The organism is Variovorax sp., assembly GCF_965279555.1.
GTDB lineage: Bacteria > Pseudomonadota > Gammaproteobacteria > Burkholderiales > Burkholderiaceae_C > Variovorax.
Genome location: NZ_OZ257247.1, coordinates 5663456 through 5678553, shown reverse-complemented (window position 1 = coordinate 5678553; position 15098 = coordinate 5663456). Strand labels below are relative to the sequence as shown.

The 15098-nt window shown below is 67.1% G+C and carries 15 protein-coding genes; 5 read left to right on the top strand and 10 right to left on the bottom strand.

Annotation, left to right across the window (positions count from 1 at the left end):
- Positions 1-2 precede the first annotated feature (2 nt).
- From ACQY8B_RS26665 to purT, 7 genes are all read right to left on the bottom strand, one after another.
- A complete protein-coding gene (locus ACQY8B_RS26665; RefSeq protein ID WP_081270403.1) occupies positions 3-776 on the bottom strand; it encodes an ABC transporter ATP-binding protein in 774 nt (257 codons plus the stop codon).
- A 199-nt stretch (positions 777-975) separates the two neighbouring features.
- Positions 976-1797: an ABC transporter ATP-binding protein gene (locus ACQY8B_RS26660; protein WP_422084681.1), complete on the bottom strand. Its 822-nt coding sequence runs from the start codon at positions 1795-1797 to the stop codon at positions 976-978.
- On the bottom strand, positions 1794-2870 hold the full coding sequence (locus ACQY8B_RS26655) for a branched-chain amino acid ABC transporter permease (protein ID WP_422084680.1): 1077 nt from the start codon (positions 2868-2870) through the stop codon (positions 1794-1796). The genes ACQY8B_RS26660 and ACQY8B_RS26655 overlap by 4 nt, the downstream gene beginning before the upstream one ends.
- 7 nt (positions 2871-2877) lie before the next feature.
- A complete protein-coding gene (locus ACQY8B_RS26650; protein ID WP_422084679.1) occupies positions 2878-3753 on the bottom strand; it encodes a branched-chain amino acid ABC transporter permease in 876 nt (291 codons plus the stop codon).
- 14 nt (positions 3754-3767) lie between these two features.
- Positions 3768-4610 (bottom strand): helix-turn-helix domain-containing protein, encoded by an 843-nt coding sequence (locus ACQY8B_RS26645; RefSeq protein ID WP_422084678.1) that lies wholly within the window; start codon positions 4608-4610, stop codon positions 3768-3770.
- A gap of 121 nt (positions 4611-4731) precedes the next feature.
- Positions 4732-5682: an alpha/beta hydrolase gene (locus tag ACQY8B_RS26640; protein ID WP_422084677.1), complete on the bottom strand. Its 951-nt coding sequence runs from the start codon at positions 5680-5682 to the stop codon at positions 4732-4734.
- A gap of 63 nt (positions 5683-5745) precedes the next feature.
- Positions 5746-6948 (bottom strand): formate-dependent phosphoribosylglycinamide formyltransferase, encoded by a 1203-nt coding sequence (gene purT, locus ACQY8B_RS26635; protein WP_422084676.1) that lies wholly within the window; start codon positions 6946-6948, stop codon positions 5746-5748.
- A gap of 173 nt (positions 6949-7121) precedes the next feature.
- Between purT and ACQY8B_RS26630 the strand changes: the two genes are divergently transcribed.
- The 3 genes from ACQY8B_RS26630 to ACQY8B_RS26620 are packed head-to-tail and all read left to right on the top strand — an operon-like array spanning position 7122 to position 10178.
- Positions 7122-7970, top strand: coding sequence for a 3-hydroxybutyryl-CoA dehydrogenase (locus ACQY8B_RS26630; protein WP_285415083.1), 849 nt, complete (start codon positions 7122-7124; stop codon positions 7968-7970).
- Positions 7971-8007: 37 nt separating this feature from the next.
- Positions 8008-8823 carry a crotonase/enoyl-CoA hydratase family protein gene (locus ACQY8B_RS26625; RefSeq protein ID WP_422084675.1) on the top strand — a complete coding sequence of 272 codons (816 nt, stop codon included), beginning with the start codon at positions 8008-8010 and terminating at the stop codon, positions 8821-8823.
- Positions 8824-8849: 26 nt separating this feature from the next.
- Positions 8850-10178, top strand: a complete 1329-nt coding sequence (locus ACQY8B_RS26620) for a serine hydrolase domain-containing protein (RefSeq protein ID WP_422084674.1) — start codon at positions 8850-8852, stop codon at positions 10176-10178.
- A 12-nt stretch (positions 10179-10190) separates the two neighbouring features.
- Here the strand turns inward: ACQY8B_RS26620 and ACQY8B_RS26615 are convergent, their stop codons facing one another.
- On the bottom strand, positions 10191-10970 hold the full coding sequence (locus ACQY8B_RS26615; RefSeq protein ID WP_081270411.1) for a type III pantothenate kinase: 780 nt from the start codon (positions 10968-10970) through the stop codon (positions 10191-10193).
- A 137-nt stretch (positions 10971-11107) separates the two neighbouring features.
- On the opposite strand from ACQY8B_RS26615, the gene lysM reads away from it, so the two are divergent.
- A complete protein-coding gene (lysM, locus tag ACQY8B_RS26610; RefSeq protein WP_422084673.1) occupies positions 11108-11575 on the top strand; it encodes a peptidoglycan-binding protein LysM in 468 nt (155 codons plus the stop codon).
- 148 nt (positions 11576-11723) lie between these two features.
- Positions 11724-12734: a LacI family DNA-binding transcriptional regulator gene (locus ACQY8B_RS26605; RefSeq protein WP_422084672.1), complete on the top strand. Its 1011-nt coding sequence runs from the start codon at positions 11724-11726 to the stop codon at positions 12732-12734.
- On the opposite strand, the gene ACQY8B_RS26600 is transcribed toward ACQY8B_RS26605, so the two are convergent.
- Positions 12700-13128, bottom strand: coding sequence for a helix-turn-helix domain-containing protein (locus tag ACQY8B_RS26600; RefSeq protein ID WP_422084671.1), 429 nt, complete (start codon positions 13126-13128; stop codon positions 12700-12702). The genes ACQY8B_RS26605 and ACQY8B_RS26600 overlap by 35 nt on opposite strands.
- Before the next feature lie 410 nt (positions 13129-13538).
- The gene (locus ACQY8B_RS26595; protein ID WP_422084670.1) at positions 13539-15071 is read right to left on the bottom strand and encodes an FGGY-family carbohydrate kinase; all 1533 of its coding nucleotides are present in this window, start codon (positions 15069-15071) and stop codon (positions 13539-13541) included.
- Positions 15072-15098 lie beyond the last annotated feature (27 nt).

Genomic DNA, 15098 nt, shown 5'->3' with positions numbered 1-15098 from the left:
GGCTATCTCCAGGTCTTCTTCTTTTTCCAGCGCCGCTCGCCGCGCACGCCGTCGTCTTTCACGCCGAGGTAGAACTCCTTGATGTCTTCCTTTTCCCTCAGGCGTTCGCAGGAGTCTTCCATCACGATGCGGCCGTTCTCGAGCACGTAGCCGTGGTCAGCCGCATTGAGCGCCATGTTGGCGTTCTGCTCGACCAGCAAGATGGTGGTGCCGCGCTCGCGGTTGATGCGCACCACGATCTCGAAAATTTCCTTCGTCAGCTTGGGGCTCAGGCCGAGGCTGGGTTCATCCAGAAGAATGAGATGCGGCGCAGCCATGATGGCGCGCGAGATGGCAAGCATCTGCTGCTGCCCGCCTGAAAGAAGGCCAGCGTCCTGCGTCGCGCGTTCGCGCAGGATGGGGAAGTAGGCATAGACGGTCTCCATGTCACGCGCCACGCCGTCGCGGTCCTTGCGGGTGTAGGCGCCCATCAGCAGGTTGTCCTTCACCGACAGCAGCGGGAACACTTCTCGGCCTTCGGGCACATGGCTCAGGCCCTGCTGGACGATGTAGGCCGGGTCTTTGGCTGTGATGTCCTTGCCCTGGAACTCGATGCTGCCTTTTCTCGGGTCGATGATTCCGGAGATCGTCTTCAGGATGGTCGTCTTGCCTGCGCCGTTCGAGCCCAGGACGGTTGCGATTTCGCCCTGCCTTACTTTCAGGCTCACCCCTCTTATCGCCTTGATGGGGCCGTAGGCGCTTTCTACATTGAGGAGCTGGAGTACGGCGTCGCTCATTTTTGGGCTGTCCCTTCGTTCGGGGAGCGGCGTTGGGGCCCCTGTCCCCCGCGGGCCGACGTCACCGGCCCTTCGGGCTTCCCTGCGCTGCTCGCAACGGGCGGGGTCTCGCAGGGGAGCCGCGAAGCGGCCGGCATAGTGGGGGCGATTGCGCCGCACCGCACACCGGGCGTCTCCAAAGAGGTAGCGAACAAAGCATTCACGCCGCCCCCCTCCTCAAGCTGCTCACGTCGTCCACAGTCCCAAGGTAAGCTTCGACAACACGCGGATCAGCCTGCACCTCGCCAGGAGTTCCCGTAGCCAGCACCTCCCCCTGGTTCATGGCAAGCACCCGGTCGGACACCTTCGAAACAAGCGACATGTCGTGCTCGACCATCAGCACAGACACACCCAGCTCATGCTGTATGTCCTGGATCCAGAACGCCATGTCGGCCGTCTCTTCCACATTGAGACCCGACGACGGCTCGTCGAGCAGCAGCAGCTTGGGCTCCGTGCACAACGCACGCGCCAGTTCGACCACCTTGCGAACGCCATAGGGCAACCCCGCCACCATCGAATCGCGATGGTGCTGCAAGTCCAGCAGCTCGATCACCTGCTCTGCCTTCTCGCGCGCGGCAATCTCCGCACGCCGCGTCGCGGGCGTGAAGAACACCTCGCTCCAGAACCCCGTCTGCCGATGCGTGTGCCGGCCGATCAGCAGGTTGTGCAACACCGTCGCATGCTCGAACAACTCGATGTTCTGGAAGGTGCGCGCAATGCCCAGCGCCGCAATCGCATGCGGCGCCTGCTGCGTCAGCGCCAACGGGCCGCCCGCCTCGCCATGCCACGTGATCTCGCCCGTGGTCGGCGTGTAGATGCGGCTGATCAGGTTGAACACCGTCGTCTTGCCCGCACCGTTCGGGCCGATCAGCGTGAACACCTCGCCGCGCCGCACGTCGAAGCTCACCTTGTTGACCGCCAGCACGCCGCCGAAGCGCACGCTCAGGTCCTTTGCGGAAAGGAGGATGTCGCCGCTGCTCATCTCAATCGGTCCGACTTGGTGAACGACTTCTGCCGCTTGAACAACCCCTTGCGGTAGAACGGAAAGAGCTGCAGCCATGTGCGCACCTTGAGCCAGCGCCCGTACAGCCCCAGCGGCTCGAACAGCACGAAGGCGATCAGCACCACGCCGTAAACCAGTCCCTGCAAGCCAGGCGCCTGCCCGATGGCTTCGGGCAGCCAGTCCTTGCCGATCGAAATCAGCTGAGGCATCGCAATCAGGAAGATCGCGCCCAGGAACGCGCCGTGCACCGATCCGAGCCCGCCGATCACCACCATCAACAGCAGGTCGATCGACTGCAGGATGCTGAACTGGTCGGGCGAAATGAAGCTCAGCTTGTGCGCATACAGCGCGCCGCCCAGCCCCGCGAGCGCGGCCGAGATCGCGAACGACATCGTCTTGTAGCGCGCCAGGTGAATGCCCATGCTCTGCGCAGAAATCTCCGAATCGCGGATGGCGACGAAGGCACGGCCCGTCGGCGAGCGCAGCAGGTTCAGGATGCCGAGCGTGGCCAGCACCGCCACCACCAGGCAAAGAAAGTAGAAGCCGTCGCCCGAGCCCAGCGACCAGCCGAAGAGCTGGGGCGACTTCACATGCAGCCCCGCGTTGCCGCCCGTCACGCTCTCCCACCGCGCGAACACTTCTTCCACGATGAAGCCGAAGGACAGCGTCGCAATGCCCAGGTAGATGCCCTTCACGCGCAGCGCCGGCAACGCGACCACCACGCCCACGGCCGCCGACAGCGCCGCAGCTGCAATCAGCGCCAGCGGAAACGGTACGCCCAGGTTCGTCAGCACGCCCTGCGTGTAGGCCCCAGCCCCCAGGAACGCCGCATGCCCGATGGAGAACTGCCCCGTGAACCCGGCCAGCAGCATCAGCCCCAGGCCGACGATGCCGTAGATCAGCACGAAGGTCAGCTGCGCGAGCCAGTACTCGTCGATGACCCACGGCGCGGCAATGAGGAACGCAACGAGCAGGCCGTACCAGAACACATGGCCGCCGTGCCGCGCGAGGCGGATGTCCTGGTCGTAGCTGGTCTTGAAGATGAAGCGCATATGAGATCTAAACCTTCTTGCGCAGCTTCTCGCCGAACAGCCCGTTCGGCTTGATCATCAGCATCAGCAGCACCACGATGTACGGCGCCGTGTCCTTGAAACCGTCGGGCAGGTAGAAGCCCGCGAACGACTCGACGATGCCGATGACCAGCCCGCCGACGATCGCTCCCGGCAGGCTGCCGAAGCCGCCCACCACCGCCGCCGGAAAGGCCTTGAGCCCGATGAAGCCCATGTTCGCGTGCACGAAGGTGATGGGCGCGAGCAGCATGCCCGCGATGGCCGCGACCGCCGCCGCAAGCCCCCACACCAGTCCGTTGAGCCGCTTCACCGGAATGCCCATGTAGTAGGCCGCCAGCTGGTTCTGCGACGAGGCCTGCATCGCGATGCCGAGCTTGCTGTAGCGGAACATCGCGAACAGCAGGCCGCACAGCACGGCGGTGGCGATGATGATCGCGAGCTGTTCCAGGTTGACCACCAGCTCGCCCAGCTTCCAGATCTGGTCCTTGTAGGGCACGGCCAGCGTGTGGGTCTCTGTGCCGATGCCCGGCACCATGGTGATGACGCCGCGCGCCACGTAGGCGATGCCGATGGTCAGCATGACGATGGAGAACTGCGGCTGCCCGAGGATGGGCCGGATCACCACCAGCTCCAGCAGCACGCCGAAGGCCGCCATCGCCACCACCGCGAGGATGGCCGCGAGCCAGAACGGCATGCTGAACAGCGACATGCCCGCGAACGCACCGAAGGCGCCGAGCATCATCAGGTCGCCCTGCGCGAAGCTCACCGTCTCCGTGGCCTTGTAGATCAGCACGAAGCCCAGCGCGATCAGGCCGTAGATGCAGCCTTGCGCGATGCCCGACAGCAGCAGTTGAAGGATCTGCATGCCCGCCGCCTGCGCTACTGCCGGAAGCCGCCGGCCAGGTCGTGCAGCGCGAGGCGGCGCGAACCGGCCACGATGTCGCTGGGCTTGAGGCCGTAGACCTGGCGGATCGAATGGCTGAAGTGGGTGGAGTCGGGGTAGCCCGTGTCGAGCGCGATGTCGGTGAGCGTGCTGCCCTGCTGCACGTAGCGCAGCAGGCTGCGCGCGCGCTTCCAGGCACGGAATGCGCGAAAGGCCATGCCGGTCTCCTGCTTGAACAGGTGCAGGAAGCGCGAGAACGACAGGTGCACCGAGGCCGCGCACTCTTCGGCCGACATCGCGGCGGCGGGGTCTGCGTTGATGGCGTCGGCCACCTTGCGGATGCGCGCATCGAGCGCGCGCGGCGCCAGCGCCTCGCCGAAGAACAGCGCGTCGAAGTCGAAGCCCTCGAAGTTCATGCCGCGCGCCGAAGCCGCCAGCAGGTGCGCATGGGCGTCGCGCACGCGCTGAACGAAGGCCGGCGCATCGACCGGGCCGCAGTGCTGCATGAACGCCGGCAGGCGCGCGGGGTCGACCGACTCCGACTCGACCAGCAGGTTGAAGATCAGCGGATGCGCGCTCTCCACCTGGTGCGGCACGTGCGGCGGCACGACGATGAATTCACCGGTGAGCCACGCGCCGCCACCCACTCGGATGCGGTTAGGCGGCGCGCCGGCGGGCGACACGTACACGCCGTGCCCGCCCATCGTGCGCTCGGCGGCGGCGCCGAGCAGGCCGGCGTAGAACACGCGGTGCGGCGTGAGCCACATCAGGCGCTCGCCCTGCCGTGCGGCGCCGCTCAAGCTGGTGTGCGTTGGCGGCGTCGTCCTCGTTCGCTGCATGGTGTTTGTCTCCTGCATCGGTGGACTGCCACTCTGTGGTGGCGTCTTTGCTGGCTGGATCGTAGCGGCGCGGGCCGTCTGCGCGGCATCGATTTGCGCGGGGACTTTCCCTAGGCCATCGCTACGCCGCGGCAAAGGCGCGGCGCAGTTCGCCCGCGCACAGCGCCACCGCGGTGTTGGCCTCGTCGAGCACCTTGCCCATCGGCACGAAGCCGTGGATCTGGCGCTCGAAGCAGACGTACACGGCGCGGTTGCCGGCGGCGGTGAGCGCATCGGCATACGCGGCGCCCTCGTCGCGCAGCGGGTCGTAGCCGGCGGTGATCACCAGGGCCGGCGGCAGCTTCGACAGGTCGGGGTGAAGCAGCGGCGAGGCGCGCCAGTCGAGGTCGTGCGCCGGGTCGGTGATGTAGTGGTCGTGGAAGTAGCTCATGGTGTCGCTGGTCAGCAGATAGCCCTGCCCGTTGCTCTGGTGCGAGGGGTGCACGCGGCGCATGTCGGTGGCCGGGTAGATCAGCAGCTGGAAGGCGATGGGCAATTCACCCGCATTGCCAGCATCGCGCGCGGCGATGGCCACCACGGCCGCGAGGTTGCCCCCCGCGCTGTCGCCGCCCACGGCCAGGCGGCTCGCATCGAGCCCAAGCGTCGCGGCCTCGCGGCGCACCCAGCGGGTGGCGGCCAGCGCGTCGTCGAAGGCGGCGGGGAAGCGGTGCTCCGGCGCCATGCGGTAGTCGACCGCGACCACCGCGCAGCCGGCGCCGTTGGCCAGTTCACGGCACAGCACGTCGTGCGTGTCGAGGTCGCCGATGACCCAGCCGCCGCCGTGGTAGTACACCAGCACCGGCAGCGGGCCCGCGCCCGAACCCAGCGGCCGGTACAGGCGCACCGGGATGGTGCCGTGCGGGCCGTCCGCCGCGAGGTCGCGCACTTCGGCCACTTCAGCCGGCAGCGGCTGGGTGGCGGTGCGGCGGTCGCGGTAGAAGGCCCGCGCATCGGCGGGCGAGAGGGTGTGCGTCGGCGGAATGCCGCGCGCTTCGATGAAGTCGAGCAAGGCGCGCGCCTGGGGATGCAGCATGGTGTCTCCGGTGAAACCGCTCGACCATGCCCGCGCCCTCGCGGCGCGGCTTGCGGAAACTGGCTACGCCTTGCGTGGCTTCACGCGCGAGGCGGCTTCCTTGGCGAGCTTGCGGGCCGTGTCGGTGTCGCCCGCGTGCACCAGCGCCACGCCCATGCGGCGCTTGGTGAAGCTCTCCGGCTTGCCGAACAGGCGGATGTCGCTGCCGGGCACCTGCAATGCCTCGGCCACGCCGTCGAAGGCGATGCCGGTGGCATCCACGCCGCCGTAGATCACCGCGCTGGCGCCAGGGCTCTTGAGCGACGTGTCCACCGGCAGGCCGAGGATGGCGCGCGCATGCAGCTCGAATTCGTTCTGCCACTGCGTGGCCATGGTGACCATGCCGGTGTCGTGCGGGCGCGGGCTCACCTCGCTGAACCAGACCTCGTCGCCCTTCACGAACAGCTCGACGCCGAAGAGGCCCTGGCCGCCCAGGTCGGCCGTGACGGCCTGCGCGATCTGCTGCGCCTTCTGCAGCGCGGCGGGGGCCATGGGGTGCGGCTGCCAGCTCTCGACGTAATCGCCGCTCACCTGCACGTGGCCGATGGGGTCGCAGAACTTCGTTTCCACGGCGCCGGCGGCGTCCTTGGCGCGCACGGTCAGCAGGGTGATCTCGTAGTCGAAGTCGATGAAGCCTTCGACGATCACGCGGCCATGGCTCACGCGGCCGCCGGCCATGGCGTAGTCCCAGGCCTTCTGCACGTCGGCGGGGCCGTCGATCTTGCTCTGGCCCTTGCCGGAGCTGCTCATCACGGGCTTGACGATGCAGGGGTAGCCGATGCCCTCGTCGATGGCCGCCTGCAGCTCGGCCAGCGAGTCGCAGAACTTGTAGGGGCTGGTGGGCACGCCCAGCGTCTCGGCGGCCAGGCGGCGGATGCCTTCGCGGTCCATCGTCAGGCGGGCGGCGCGGGCGGTGGGAATGACGCGCACCACGCCCGCATCTTCGAGCTGCTGCAGCATGGGCGTGGCAATGGCCTCGATCTCCGGCACAACCAGCGCGGGCTTCTCGGCCTCGATCAGCGCTTTCAGCTGCTCGGGGTCGCTCATGGTGATGGTGCGGGCATGGTGGGCCACCTGCTGGCCGGGGGCGTTCTCGTAGCGGTCGACGGCGATGGTCTCGACGCCGAGGCGCTGCAGGGCGATCAGCACCTCCTTGCCGAGTTCACCGGAGCCGAGCAGCATCACGCGGGTGGCGGAGGGGGAAAGGGGGGTGCCGAGGGTGGTCATGGTCGGGGATCGGGAAAAGAGGGGAAAAAGCAACCGCAGCACTGTAAGCCACCCGCGCGGCGCAGGTGTCACACGCGGCAACGGCGGGACTCCGGGGCTGATTCACAATCGATGTTCCTGCCACGGCGCCCGCCCCGTGCACCCCCTTTTTTGTTTCTTCAAGGAGTTCTCTCATGGCTATCCAGACTGTCGGCATCATCGGCGCCGGAACGATGGGCAACGGCATTGCGCAGGCCTGCGCGGTGGCCGGCGTGAAGGTGGTGATGGTCGACATCGCCCAGGCGGCGGTCGACAAGGGCCTGGCCACGGTGTCGGGCAGCCTCGACCGCCTCATCAAGAAAGAAAAGCTCACCACCGAGCAGAAGACCGCCGCGCTGGCGCTCATCCAGGGCTCCACCAACTACGAAGACCTGAAGAGCGCGCAGCTGGTCATCGAAGCCGCCACCGAGAACCACGCGCTCAAGCTCAAGATCCTCAAGCAGGTCGACGAGATGCTGGCGCCCGAAGTCATCATTGCCTCGAACACCTCGTCGATCTCGATCACGCAGCTGGCCGCCGCCACCTCGCGCCCCGACCGCTTCATCGGCATGCACTTCTTCAACCCGGTGCCCATGATGGCGCTGGTGGAGCTGATCCGCGGCTACCTCACGAGCGACGCCACGCACGACACGGTGAAGGAACTGGCCGAGCGCCTGGGCAAGTCGCCGATCACGGTGAAGAACGCGCCGGGCTTCGTGGTCAACCGCATCCTAGTGCCGATGATCAACGAGGCTTTCTTCGTGCTGGCCGAAGGCATCGCCACGGCGGAAGACATCGACGCCGGCATGAAGCTGGGCTGCAACCAGCCCATCGGCCCGCTGGCGCTGGCCGACATGATCGGCCTGGACGTGTGCCTGGCCGTGATGGAGGTGTACCTGGAGCAGTTCGGCGATTCCAAGTACCGCCCCTGCCCGCTGCTCAAGGAAATGGTCGCGGCGGGCCAGCTCGGCCGCAAGACCGGCCGCGGCGTGTACACGTACTGAGCCGCGCAGCCATAACAACAACACGGAGACAAGACCGATGACTGCAACCCCCACCACCCCGCCGGCAGAAGGCTGCATCGACACCCAGGTGCTCGACCACGTGCTGCTGATCGGCATCAACCGCCCCGCCAAGCGCAACGGCTGGACGCCGCCGATGTTCAAGCAGCTGGCCGAGGCCTACACCCGGCTCGACGACGACCCGAACCTGCGCGTGGGCGTGCTGCATGCCTTCGGCGACCACTTCACGGCGGGGCTCGACCTGCCGGCGGTCACCGAGTACATGAAGCGCGGCGAGAAGGCCATTCCCGCCGGCCTGGTGGAGCCGCACGACTTCGGCCTGCCCGATTACCGCCGCCGCACCAAGCCGATGGTGGTGGCCGTCAAGGGCATCTGCTTCACGGTGGGCATCGAGCTGATGCTGGGCGCGGACATCGTGGTGGCGGCCGACAACTGCCGCTTCTCGCAGATGGAAGTGCAGCGCGGCATCATGGCCACGGGCGGCGCCACGCTGCGCATGGCCGAGCGCGCGGGCGTGGGCAACGCGATGCTGCACCTGCTCACGGCCGACGAGTTCGACAGCGCCGAGGCCTATCGCCTCAATTTCGTGCAGAAGGTGGTGCCGGCCGGGCAGGAACTCGACACGGCACTGGCCATAGCGCAACGCATCGCGGCGCAGGCGCCGCTGGCGGTGGTGGCCACGCGGCTCAACGTGATCAAGGCGGTGGAGCAAGGCCCGCTTGCGGCGGTGTCGGAATTCATCGAGACGCAGAAGCGCCTGTCGAACAGCGAGGACGCGGCCGAAGGCGTGCGCTCTTTCGTCGAACGCCGTCCCGCGCGCTTCAGCGGCCGTTGATGCCCTTCTTCATCCAGAACAACAACATGCCCCTCTTCATTCGCACGGCGCTTGCCGCCGCCTTCACCCTGCTCGCAGTGAACACCACCAACGCACAGACGCCCGCGCCCGCAGCGCTGCCGGACCCCGCGGCCACCTCGGTCGACGCGCTGGGCTGGATGAAGGGCTTTCCGCCTCCGCCCGACAAGCTCATCACCTTCGACAACCCGGCCGGCGGCGTGTTTCCGCGCACCCGCTGGAGCTTCTCGCACGTGCGCGAGACGGTGCCCACCGCCAACGTGTGGCGCGGCGCCGGCGCGGCCAGCCCGCTGCCGTCGGGCACCTCGCCGGTACAGATCGAGGCCGTCACTTTCAAACCCCTGGGCAGCGACCAGACGCTCAACTTCGCCCAGATGATCTCCGGCACCTACACCGACGGCATCCTCGTGATGCACCGCGGCAAGGTGGTCTACGAAAAGTACTTCGGCGCGCTCACGCCCGAGCGCCCGCACATCGCGATGTCGGTCACCAAGTCCTTCGTGGGCACGCTGGCCGCCATCCTCGCGGACGAAGGCAAGCTCGACCCGGCCGCGCCCGTCACCAAATACATCCCCGAGCTGAAAGACACGGCATACGGCGACGCCACCGTGCGCCAGGTGATGGACATGACCGTGGGCGTGCACTACTCCGAGAACTACGCCGATCCCAAGGCCGAGATCTGGGACTACGCCCGAGCCGGCGGCATGCTCACCCAGGGCCAGAACTACACCGGCCCGAAGTCGTTCTACGAGTTCCTCGTCACGCTGAAGAAGGAAGGCGAGCACGGCGATGCCTTCGCCTACAAGACCGTCAACGCAGAAGTGCTGGCCTGGATCGTGCGCCGCGCCAGCAACCAGTCGCTGGCCGACCTGCTGAGCGAGAAGATCTGGCGCCGCATCGGTGCCGAGCAGGACGCCTACTTCATGGTCGACCGCATCGGCACCGAGTCGGGCGGCGGCGGCCTGAACACCGTGCTGCGCGACCTGGCCCGCTTCGGCGAGACCATGCGTAACGACGGCCGCGCGTCCAACGGCCAGCAGGCCATTCCGAAGGCGGTGGTGGAAGACATCCGCCGCGGCGGCGACCCGGCCAAGTTCGCCAAGGCCGGCTACCCGCTGCTGCAGGGCTGGTCGTACCGCGACATGTGGTGGGTCTCGCACAACCCGCATGGCGCGTACATGGCGCGCGGCATCCACGGCCAGAGCATCTATGTGGACCCGAAGGCCGAGATGGTCATCGTGCGCTACGCGGCGCACCCGGTGGCCGCCAACGGCGCGAACGACCCGCTCACGCTGCCCGCGTTCCAGGCGATGGGCGAGGCGCTGATGCGCCGCTGAGCCCGATGAGGCTCAGCCCCGCGCTTCGGCGATGACCAGCAGCCCGTCCATGATCAGGCTCTCGACCAGCTCGAAATGCCCGTTCATGACGGGCGCCATCTTCCAGCCCGCGCCGCCGGTCATGTAGCAGGCCGGCTCGGCGCCGCAATGGGAGCGCACGTGCTGCACCATCCGCTCGACGGCGCCGGCGATGGCGTAGGTGCCGCCGCTGGTGAGCGCATCGCTGGTGTTGGTGGGAAATTCGCGCACTTCGCCGGTCGGCACATGCAGCCCGGCCGTGCCCGACTCCAGCGCGCGCAGCATGATGCCGTGGCCCGGCAGGATCAGGCCGCCGAGGAACTTGCCTTCGGCATCGATCGCCTCGACCGTCACGGCCGTGCCGATCAGCACCACCACCATCGGCCGCGGCGGCTCGCCCGGCTGCTCGGCCAGCATGCGGTGGCGCGCGCCGATCATCGCCACGAAGCGGTCGGCGCCCAGGCGGGTCGGATGGTCGTAGCCGTTGACGATGCCGGCCTCGCCCGCGCTCGGCATGACCCAGCGCGGCGTGCAGTCGAAGCGCTCGACGATCTGCTCCTCGGCGCGGCGGCGCACCGCGTCGCCGGCCACCACACAGCCCAGCATGGCGCCGGGCGCGGGCAGGTCGGCCCACGGACCGTCGGCCAGCCGCTCGATGTGGTCCAGGAATTCCGCGCCCTGCGCCTGCAACACGGCGCCGGGGCGGGCCGCATCGTAGAGCGCCCACTTGAGGCGGGTGTTGCCGATGTCGATAGCGAGGAAGGGGGATGCCATGCGCCGGATTATTGCGACTTTGTGTCCAGCCTTGCCGGCGCGTGCGTCGCATACGCGGCATGGGCCTACGCCGGGCCTGCGCGTTGCGCCTCACCATCGTCCGTTCCCATCCACCAACCAGCCACAAGGAGAGAACCATGGGTTTGCTCAGTTTCATCAAGGAAGCGGGAGAAAAACTGTTCGGCGGCTCGTCGGCACAGGCCGCCACGCCGGACGCGAACGTTGCCGCCGCGGCCGCCATCAAGACCTACATCGAGACCCAGAACCTGGGCCTCACCGGGCTGGAGGTGACGTACACCGCCAGCAGCGGCGTGGTCACGCTCGCGGGCCAGGCGCCCTCGCAGGAAGCCAGCGAGAAAGCCTCCCTGGCCGCCGGCAACGTGGCCAACGTGACGAGCGTGGAGAACAACCTCGTCGCCCCGGCCGCGCCGCCCGCGCAGTACCACGACGTGGTGAAGGGCGACACGCTCTCGGCCATCTCGAAGAAGTACTACGGCGACCCCAACAAGTACAACGCGATCTTCGAGGCCAACAAGCCGATGCTGAGCAATCCGGACAAGATCTATCCGGGCCAGAAGCTGCGGATTCCGCCGTTGAACAACTGAGCTTCCTGCCCACGGGCACGGCGGGCTCGCTCGGTTCGGCTGTGCACCCGGCGCGTAAACTTCCATCGATGAAGTGGAAGCCTGGCGCCAACCGATCGTGCAACCCCGCAGCCGGGGTGCCGTGTGATCGCCCTGCCGGGCGACACCGATGAGCCGTCGCGAACCGACCATCTACGATCTTGCGCGGCTTGCCGAGACTTCCGCATCCACGGTCAGCGCGATCCTCAATGGCACCTGGAAGAGCCGGCGCATCGGCGAGGAAACGGCGACACGCGTCCTCGCACTCGCGAAGGACCTGAAATACACGCTCAACCGGCAGGCCAGCGGCCTGCGGCGCAAACGCTCCGGGCTGATCGGCATGCTCATTCCGATGCACGACAACCGCTTCTTCAGCGCCATGTCGCAGACTTTCGAGCGGCTGGCGCGCGAGCGGCATCTCTACCCCATCGTGGTCAGCACGCTGCGCGACCCGAAGCTGGAAGCAGAGACGGCGCGCACCCTGATCTCCTACCAGATCGAATACCTGCTGGTGACCGGCGCCTCCGCGCCCGATGCGGTGAGCCGGATCTGCTCGCACCACGGCATTGCACACCTGAATGTCGACCTGCCGGGCAAGCTCGCGCCTTCGGTCGTTTCAGACAATCGCTGGGGCGCGCGTGAACTCACGGCGAAGCTCATCGAGCGATCGAAGGCGCCGCGTGCCAGGCGGCGCGACCGTTTCTGTTTCGTCGGCGGCATTCCGGGCGAGCACAACACGGTGCAGCGGATCGAAGGATTTTCCGAAGCCATCGCCGAAGCGTTCGGCAGCCTGGACTGTGCGGACATCGATGCCTGCGGCTACGAAGCGGACCAAGCGGAAGCATCGGTGCGAGCGCTCTACCAGCGCATGGGAGGCCTGCCGCGCGGGCTGTTCGTGAACTCGACCATCGCGCTGGAAGGCGTGGTGCGGTTCCTCAAGACCATCCCGCTCGAAGAGGTCCGCCAATGCGCGATCGGCAGCTACGACTGGGATCCGTTTGCGACCTGCCTGAGCTTTCCATTGCTCATGGTGCGGCAGGACATTCCGGGCCTGCTCGGAAAGGCTTTCGAGATCATCGATTCGGGCAGCTTCGATCCCGCCGAGATCATCCAGATCCGCCCTGAGCTGGTTGAAGCCTGAGTCGCTGCGCGCTGCCGAACCTGCCCGACATGTGCATGCGGTATTCGCTCCGGGTCATGCCCTTCAATCGCCGGAAGTGCCGGTTGAAATTGGAGATGTTGTTGAAGCCCACCAGGTAGCAGATGCTGGACACCTGCTGGTCTTTCTTGCGCAGCAACTCGCATGCCCTGGCGATCCGGACGCTGATCAGGAAGTCCGTGTAGGTACTTCCGGTCGCCCTCTTGAACAGTCTCGAGAAGCCGTTGAGGCCGACACCGGCGCAATGGCTGGCGTCAGCCAATGACAGGCTGTCGGCATAGTTTCGATAGACAAGCTCGAGCACTTTGTCGACCCGCCGGTCCAGGACGGTCTTGCGCTCGTCTCGTGCGCCCGGGACCGAGGTCGAGGAGAGCAATCGAAACCTGGGCCACCGCCCCAGGCATTGCAGCAATTCGGCCAGGGCGCACAGCCTTGGGCATCGGATCCCCCGGGAAATGGATCACGACGCTGCGCTCGCCCGTTCCGGTAGCCGGCGCATCGAGGGAGACGACGTTTTGCGGAACGCGAGGACCGATCAGGACGATGGAGCCCGGCTTGAACTCTCCGACGTGGTTTCCGACGTAGGTGCGCTCCGAGGTCTGGACGACGAACTGGAGTTCATAGTCGTCGTGGTAGTGCCATCGCTCCAGGGGCGAGGGCGTTGCGTGGGTGTAGCAGCTGATGCCGCCCGATGGCTCGATTCCCAGCTCGACGCATCGCGCCGGGCCTGGTACGGATCTTCCACGGAGAACCTTCGAGCGTTGGAGGTGCAGCCCTGGCGACCCGCTACCGCGGCCTCGAATCCGCCTGGCCCGCCGCGATGGATTTCAATGCATGCATCACGTCGCGGGTGCCGTCGTAGAGCTTGCGGTACTGGGCGTACATGCTGTCGTAGACCGCGCGCCGGGAAGGATCCGGCACGATGCGGCGCCCGGGCCGGACCCAACGGACGATGTCGCCGCGCCGCACGAGGCCCGCCGCGCAGCCAGCCAGGAAAGCATTGCCGAAGCTCGCGCCGACGGTCACGGCCGGCACTTCCTGCTCCACCTGCGCGATGTCGGAGACGATCTGCAGCCAGGTATTGCCTTGTGCGCCGCCGCCGACGGCCACCACGCGATTGACCTTCGCGCCGATGTCGGCGAAGGCTTCAAGGTTGTGGCGCACGCCGAAGCCCACCCCTTCCAGCACGGCCCTGAAAAGCTGCTCCCTGGAATGGGACAGGCTCAGCCCCGCGATCACGCCGCTGGCCCGCGTGTCGTTGATGGGCGTGCGCTCGCCGCTGAAATACGGCAGCACCAGCAGGCCGCCCGCGCCCGGCGCAACATTGGCGGCGCCGTCGAAAAGCGCGGCGTAGCCACCGGGCTCAGCGAGGTCGCGTGCAAGCTCGTCCTTGAACCAGCGCGTCAGGCTGCCAGTGGTGCTCATGCCGGCGGCCAGATTGAATTGCCCTTCATAGGCACCTGCTACGGTCCAGACCCGCGGATCGGGCGTCGGCTTGTCCTGCACCAGGACAAAGAAGGTGGTGCTTCCATACATCACCATCAGGTCGCCGGGGGCGACCGCACCCACGCTGATCGCCTCGCTCAACGCGTCGACTGCGCCCACGGCCACCGGCGTTCCCACGGACAGGCCGGTGGCTTGCGCGGCCTGCGCGGTGATCTCGCCGGCGATCTCGTCGGACCAGGCGGGCCGGGGCAGTGCATCCAACGGCACGAATGCGCGATTGAAGCGCTCGTCCCACATGCCCGTCTTGGGGTTGTACAGGGGCATGTAGTGACTGGCCGTGTGCCTGTCGATGCGATGCTGGCCCGTGAGGCGCAAGCCCAGGTAGGAACTGGCCGTGGCCAGATGCGCGGTTGCCGCCCAGACATCGGGCTCATGCTTTCGAAGCCAGCGGATCTTCGGCCCGATGGCCTGGCTGGTGAGGTCCATCAGCGAGAACTCGCGAACGGCCGCGGCGCCGAACTCTGCCTCGATCTCGGCGATCTCCGCCTGCGCGCGCACATCCACGCCGTACAGGATGGCGGGGCGCAGCGGGCGCATCTGCGCATCCAGCGGCACCACGCAGGGGCCGATCGCACTCACCGCAAGCGCGGCGACGTCCTGCCCGCTCAGGCCGGTGCCTTCCATCACCTTCTTGCACAGCGCGCAGACGTCGTTCCACCAGACCTTGTCGGCGTCCTGCTCCACATGCCCGGGGTGCGGCAGGCTGATGTCGTGGGGGATCGTGGCGGTGTTGAGAATGCGTCCGTCGAGCGTCGTCAGGGTTGCCTTGCTGCTGTAGGTTCCGACGTCGATGCCGAGCAATGCGTGCTTCATGGAGACGAGAAGAGGGAATGCAGAAAG

What these genes read in the sequence shown, in the direction of transcription:
- ACQY8B_RS26665 (WP_081270403.1), bottom strand. Translation starts at nt 776, where the DNA reads ATGAGCGACGCCGTACTCCAGCTCCTCAATGTAGAAAGCGCCTACGGC.
- ACQY8B_RS26660 (WP_422084681.1), bottom strand. Translation starts at nt 1,797, where the DNA reads ATGAGCAGCGGCGACATCCTCCTTTCCGCAAAGGACCTGAGCGTGCGC.
- ACQY8B_RS26655 (WP_422084680.1), bottom strand. Translation starts at nt 2,870, where the DNA reads ATGCGCTTCATCTTCAAGACCAGCTACGACCAGGACATCCGCCTCGCG.
- ACQY8B_RS26650 (WP_422084679.1), bottom strand. Translation starts at nt 3,753, where the DNA reads ATGCAGATCCTTCAACTGCTGCTGTCGGGCATCGCGCAAGGCTGCATC.
- ACQY8B_RS26645 (WP_422084678.1), bottom strand. Translation starts at nt 4,610, where the DNA reads ATGCAGCGAACGAGGACGACGCCGCCAACGCACACCAGCTTGAGCGGC.
- ACQY8B_RS26640 (WP_422084677.1), bottom strand. Translation starts at nt 5,682, where the DNA reads ATGCTGCATCCCCAGGCGCGCGCCTTGCTCGACTTCATCGAAGCGCGC.
- purT (WP_422084676.1), bottom strand. Translation starts at nt 6,948, where the DNA reads ATGACCACCCTCGGCACCCCCCTTTCCCCCTCCGCCACCCGCGTGATG.
- ACQY8B_RS26630 (WP_285415083.1), top strand. Translation starts at nt 7,122, where the DNA reads ATGGCTATCCAGACTGTCGGCATCATCGGCGCCGGAACGATGGGCAAC.
- ACQY8B_RS26625 (WP_422084675.1), top strand. Translation starts at nt 8,008, where the DNA reads ATGACTGCAACCCCCACCACCCCGCCGGCAGAAGGCTGCATCGACACC.
- ACQY8B_RS26620 (WP_422084674.1), top strand. Translation starts at nt 8,850, where the DNA reads ATGCCCCTCTTCATTCGCACGGCGCTTGCCGCCGCCTTCACCCTGCTC.
- ACQY8B_RS26615 (WP_081270411.1), bottom strand. Translation starts at nt 10,970, where the DNA reads ATGGCATCCCCCTTCCTCGCTATCGACATCGGCAACACCCGCCTCAAG.
- lysM (WP_422084673.1), top strand. Translation starts at nt 11,108, where the DNA reads ATGGGTTTGCTCAGTTTCATCAAGGAAGCGGGAGAAAAACTGTTCGGC.
- ACQY8B_RS26605 (WP_422084672.1), top strand. Translation starts at nt 11,724, where the DNA reads ATGAGCCGTCGCGAACCGACCATCTACGATCTTGCGCGGCTTGCCGAG.
- ACQY8B_RS26595 (WP_422084670.1), bottom strand. Translation starts at nt 15,071, where the DNA reads ATGAAGCACGCATTGCTCGGCATCGACGTCGGAACCTACAGCAGCAAG.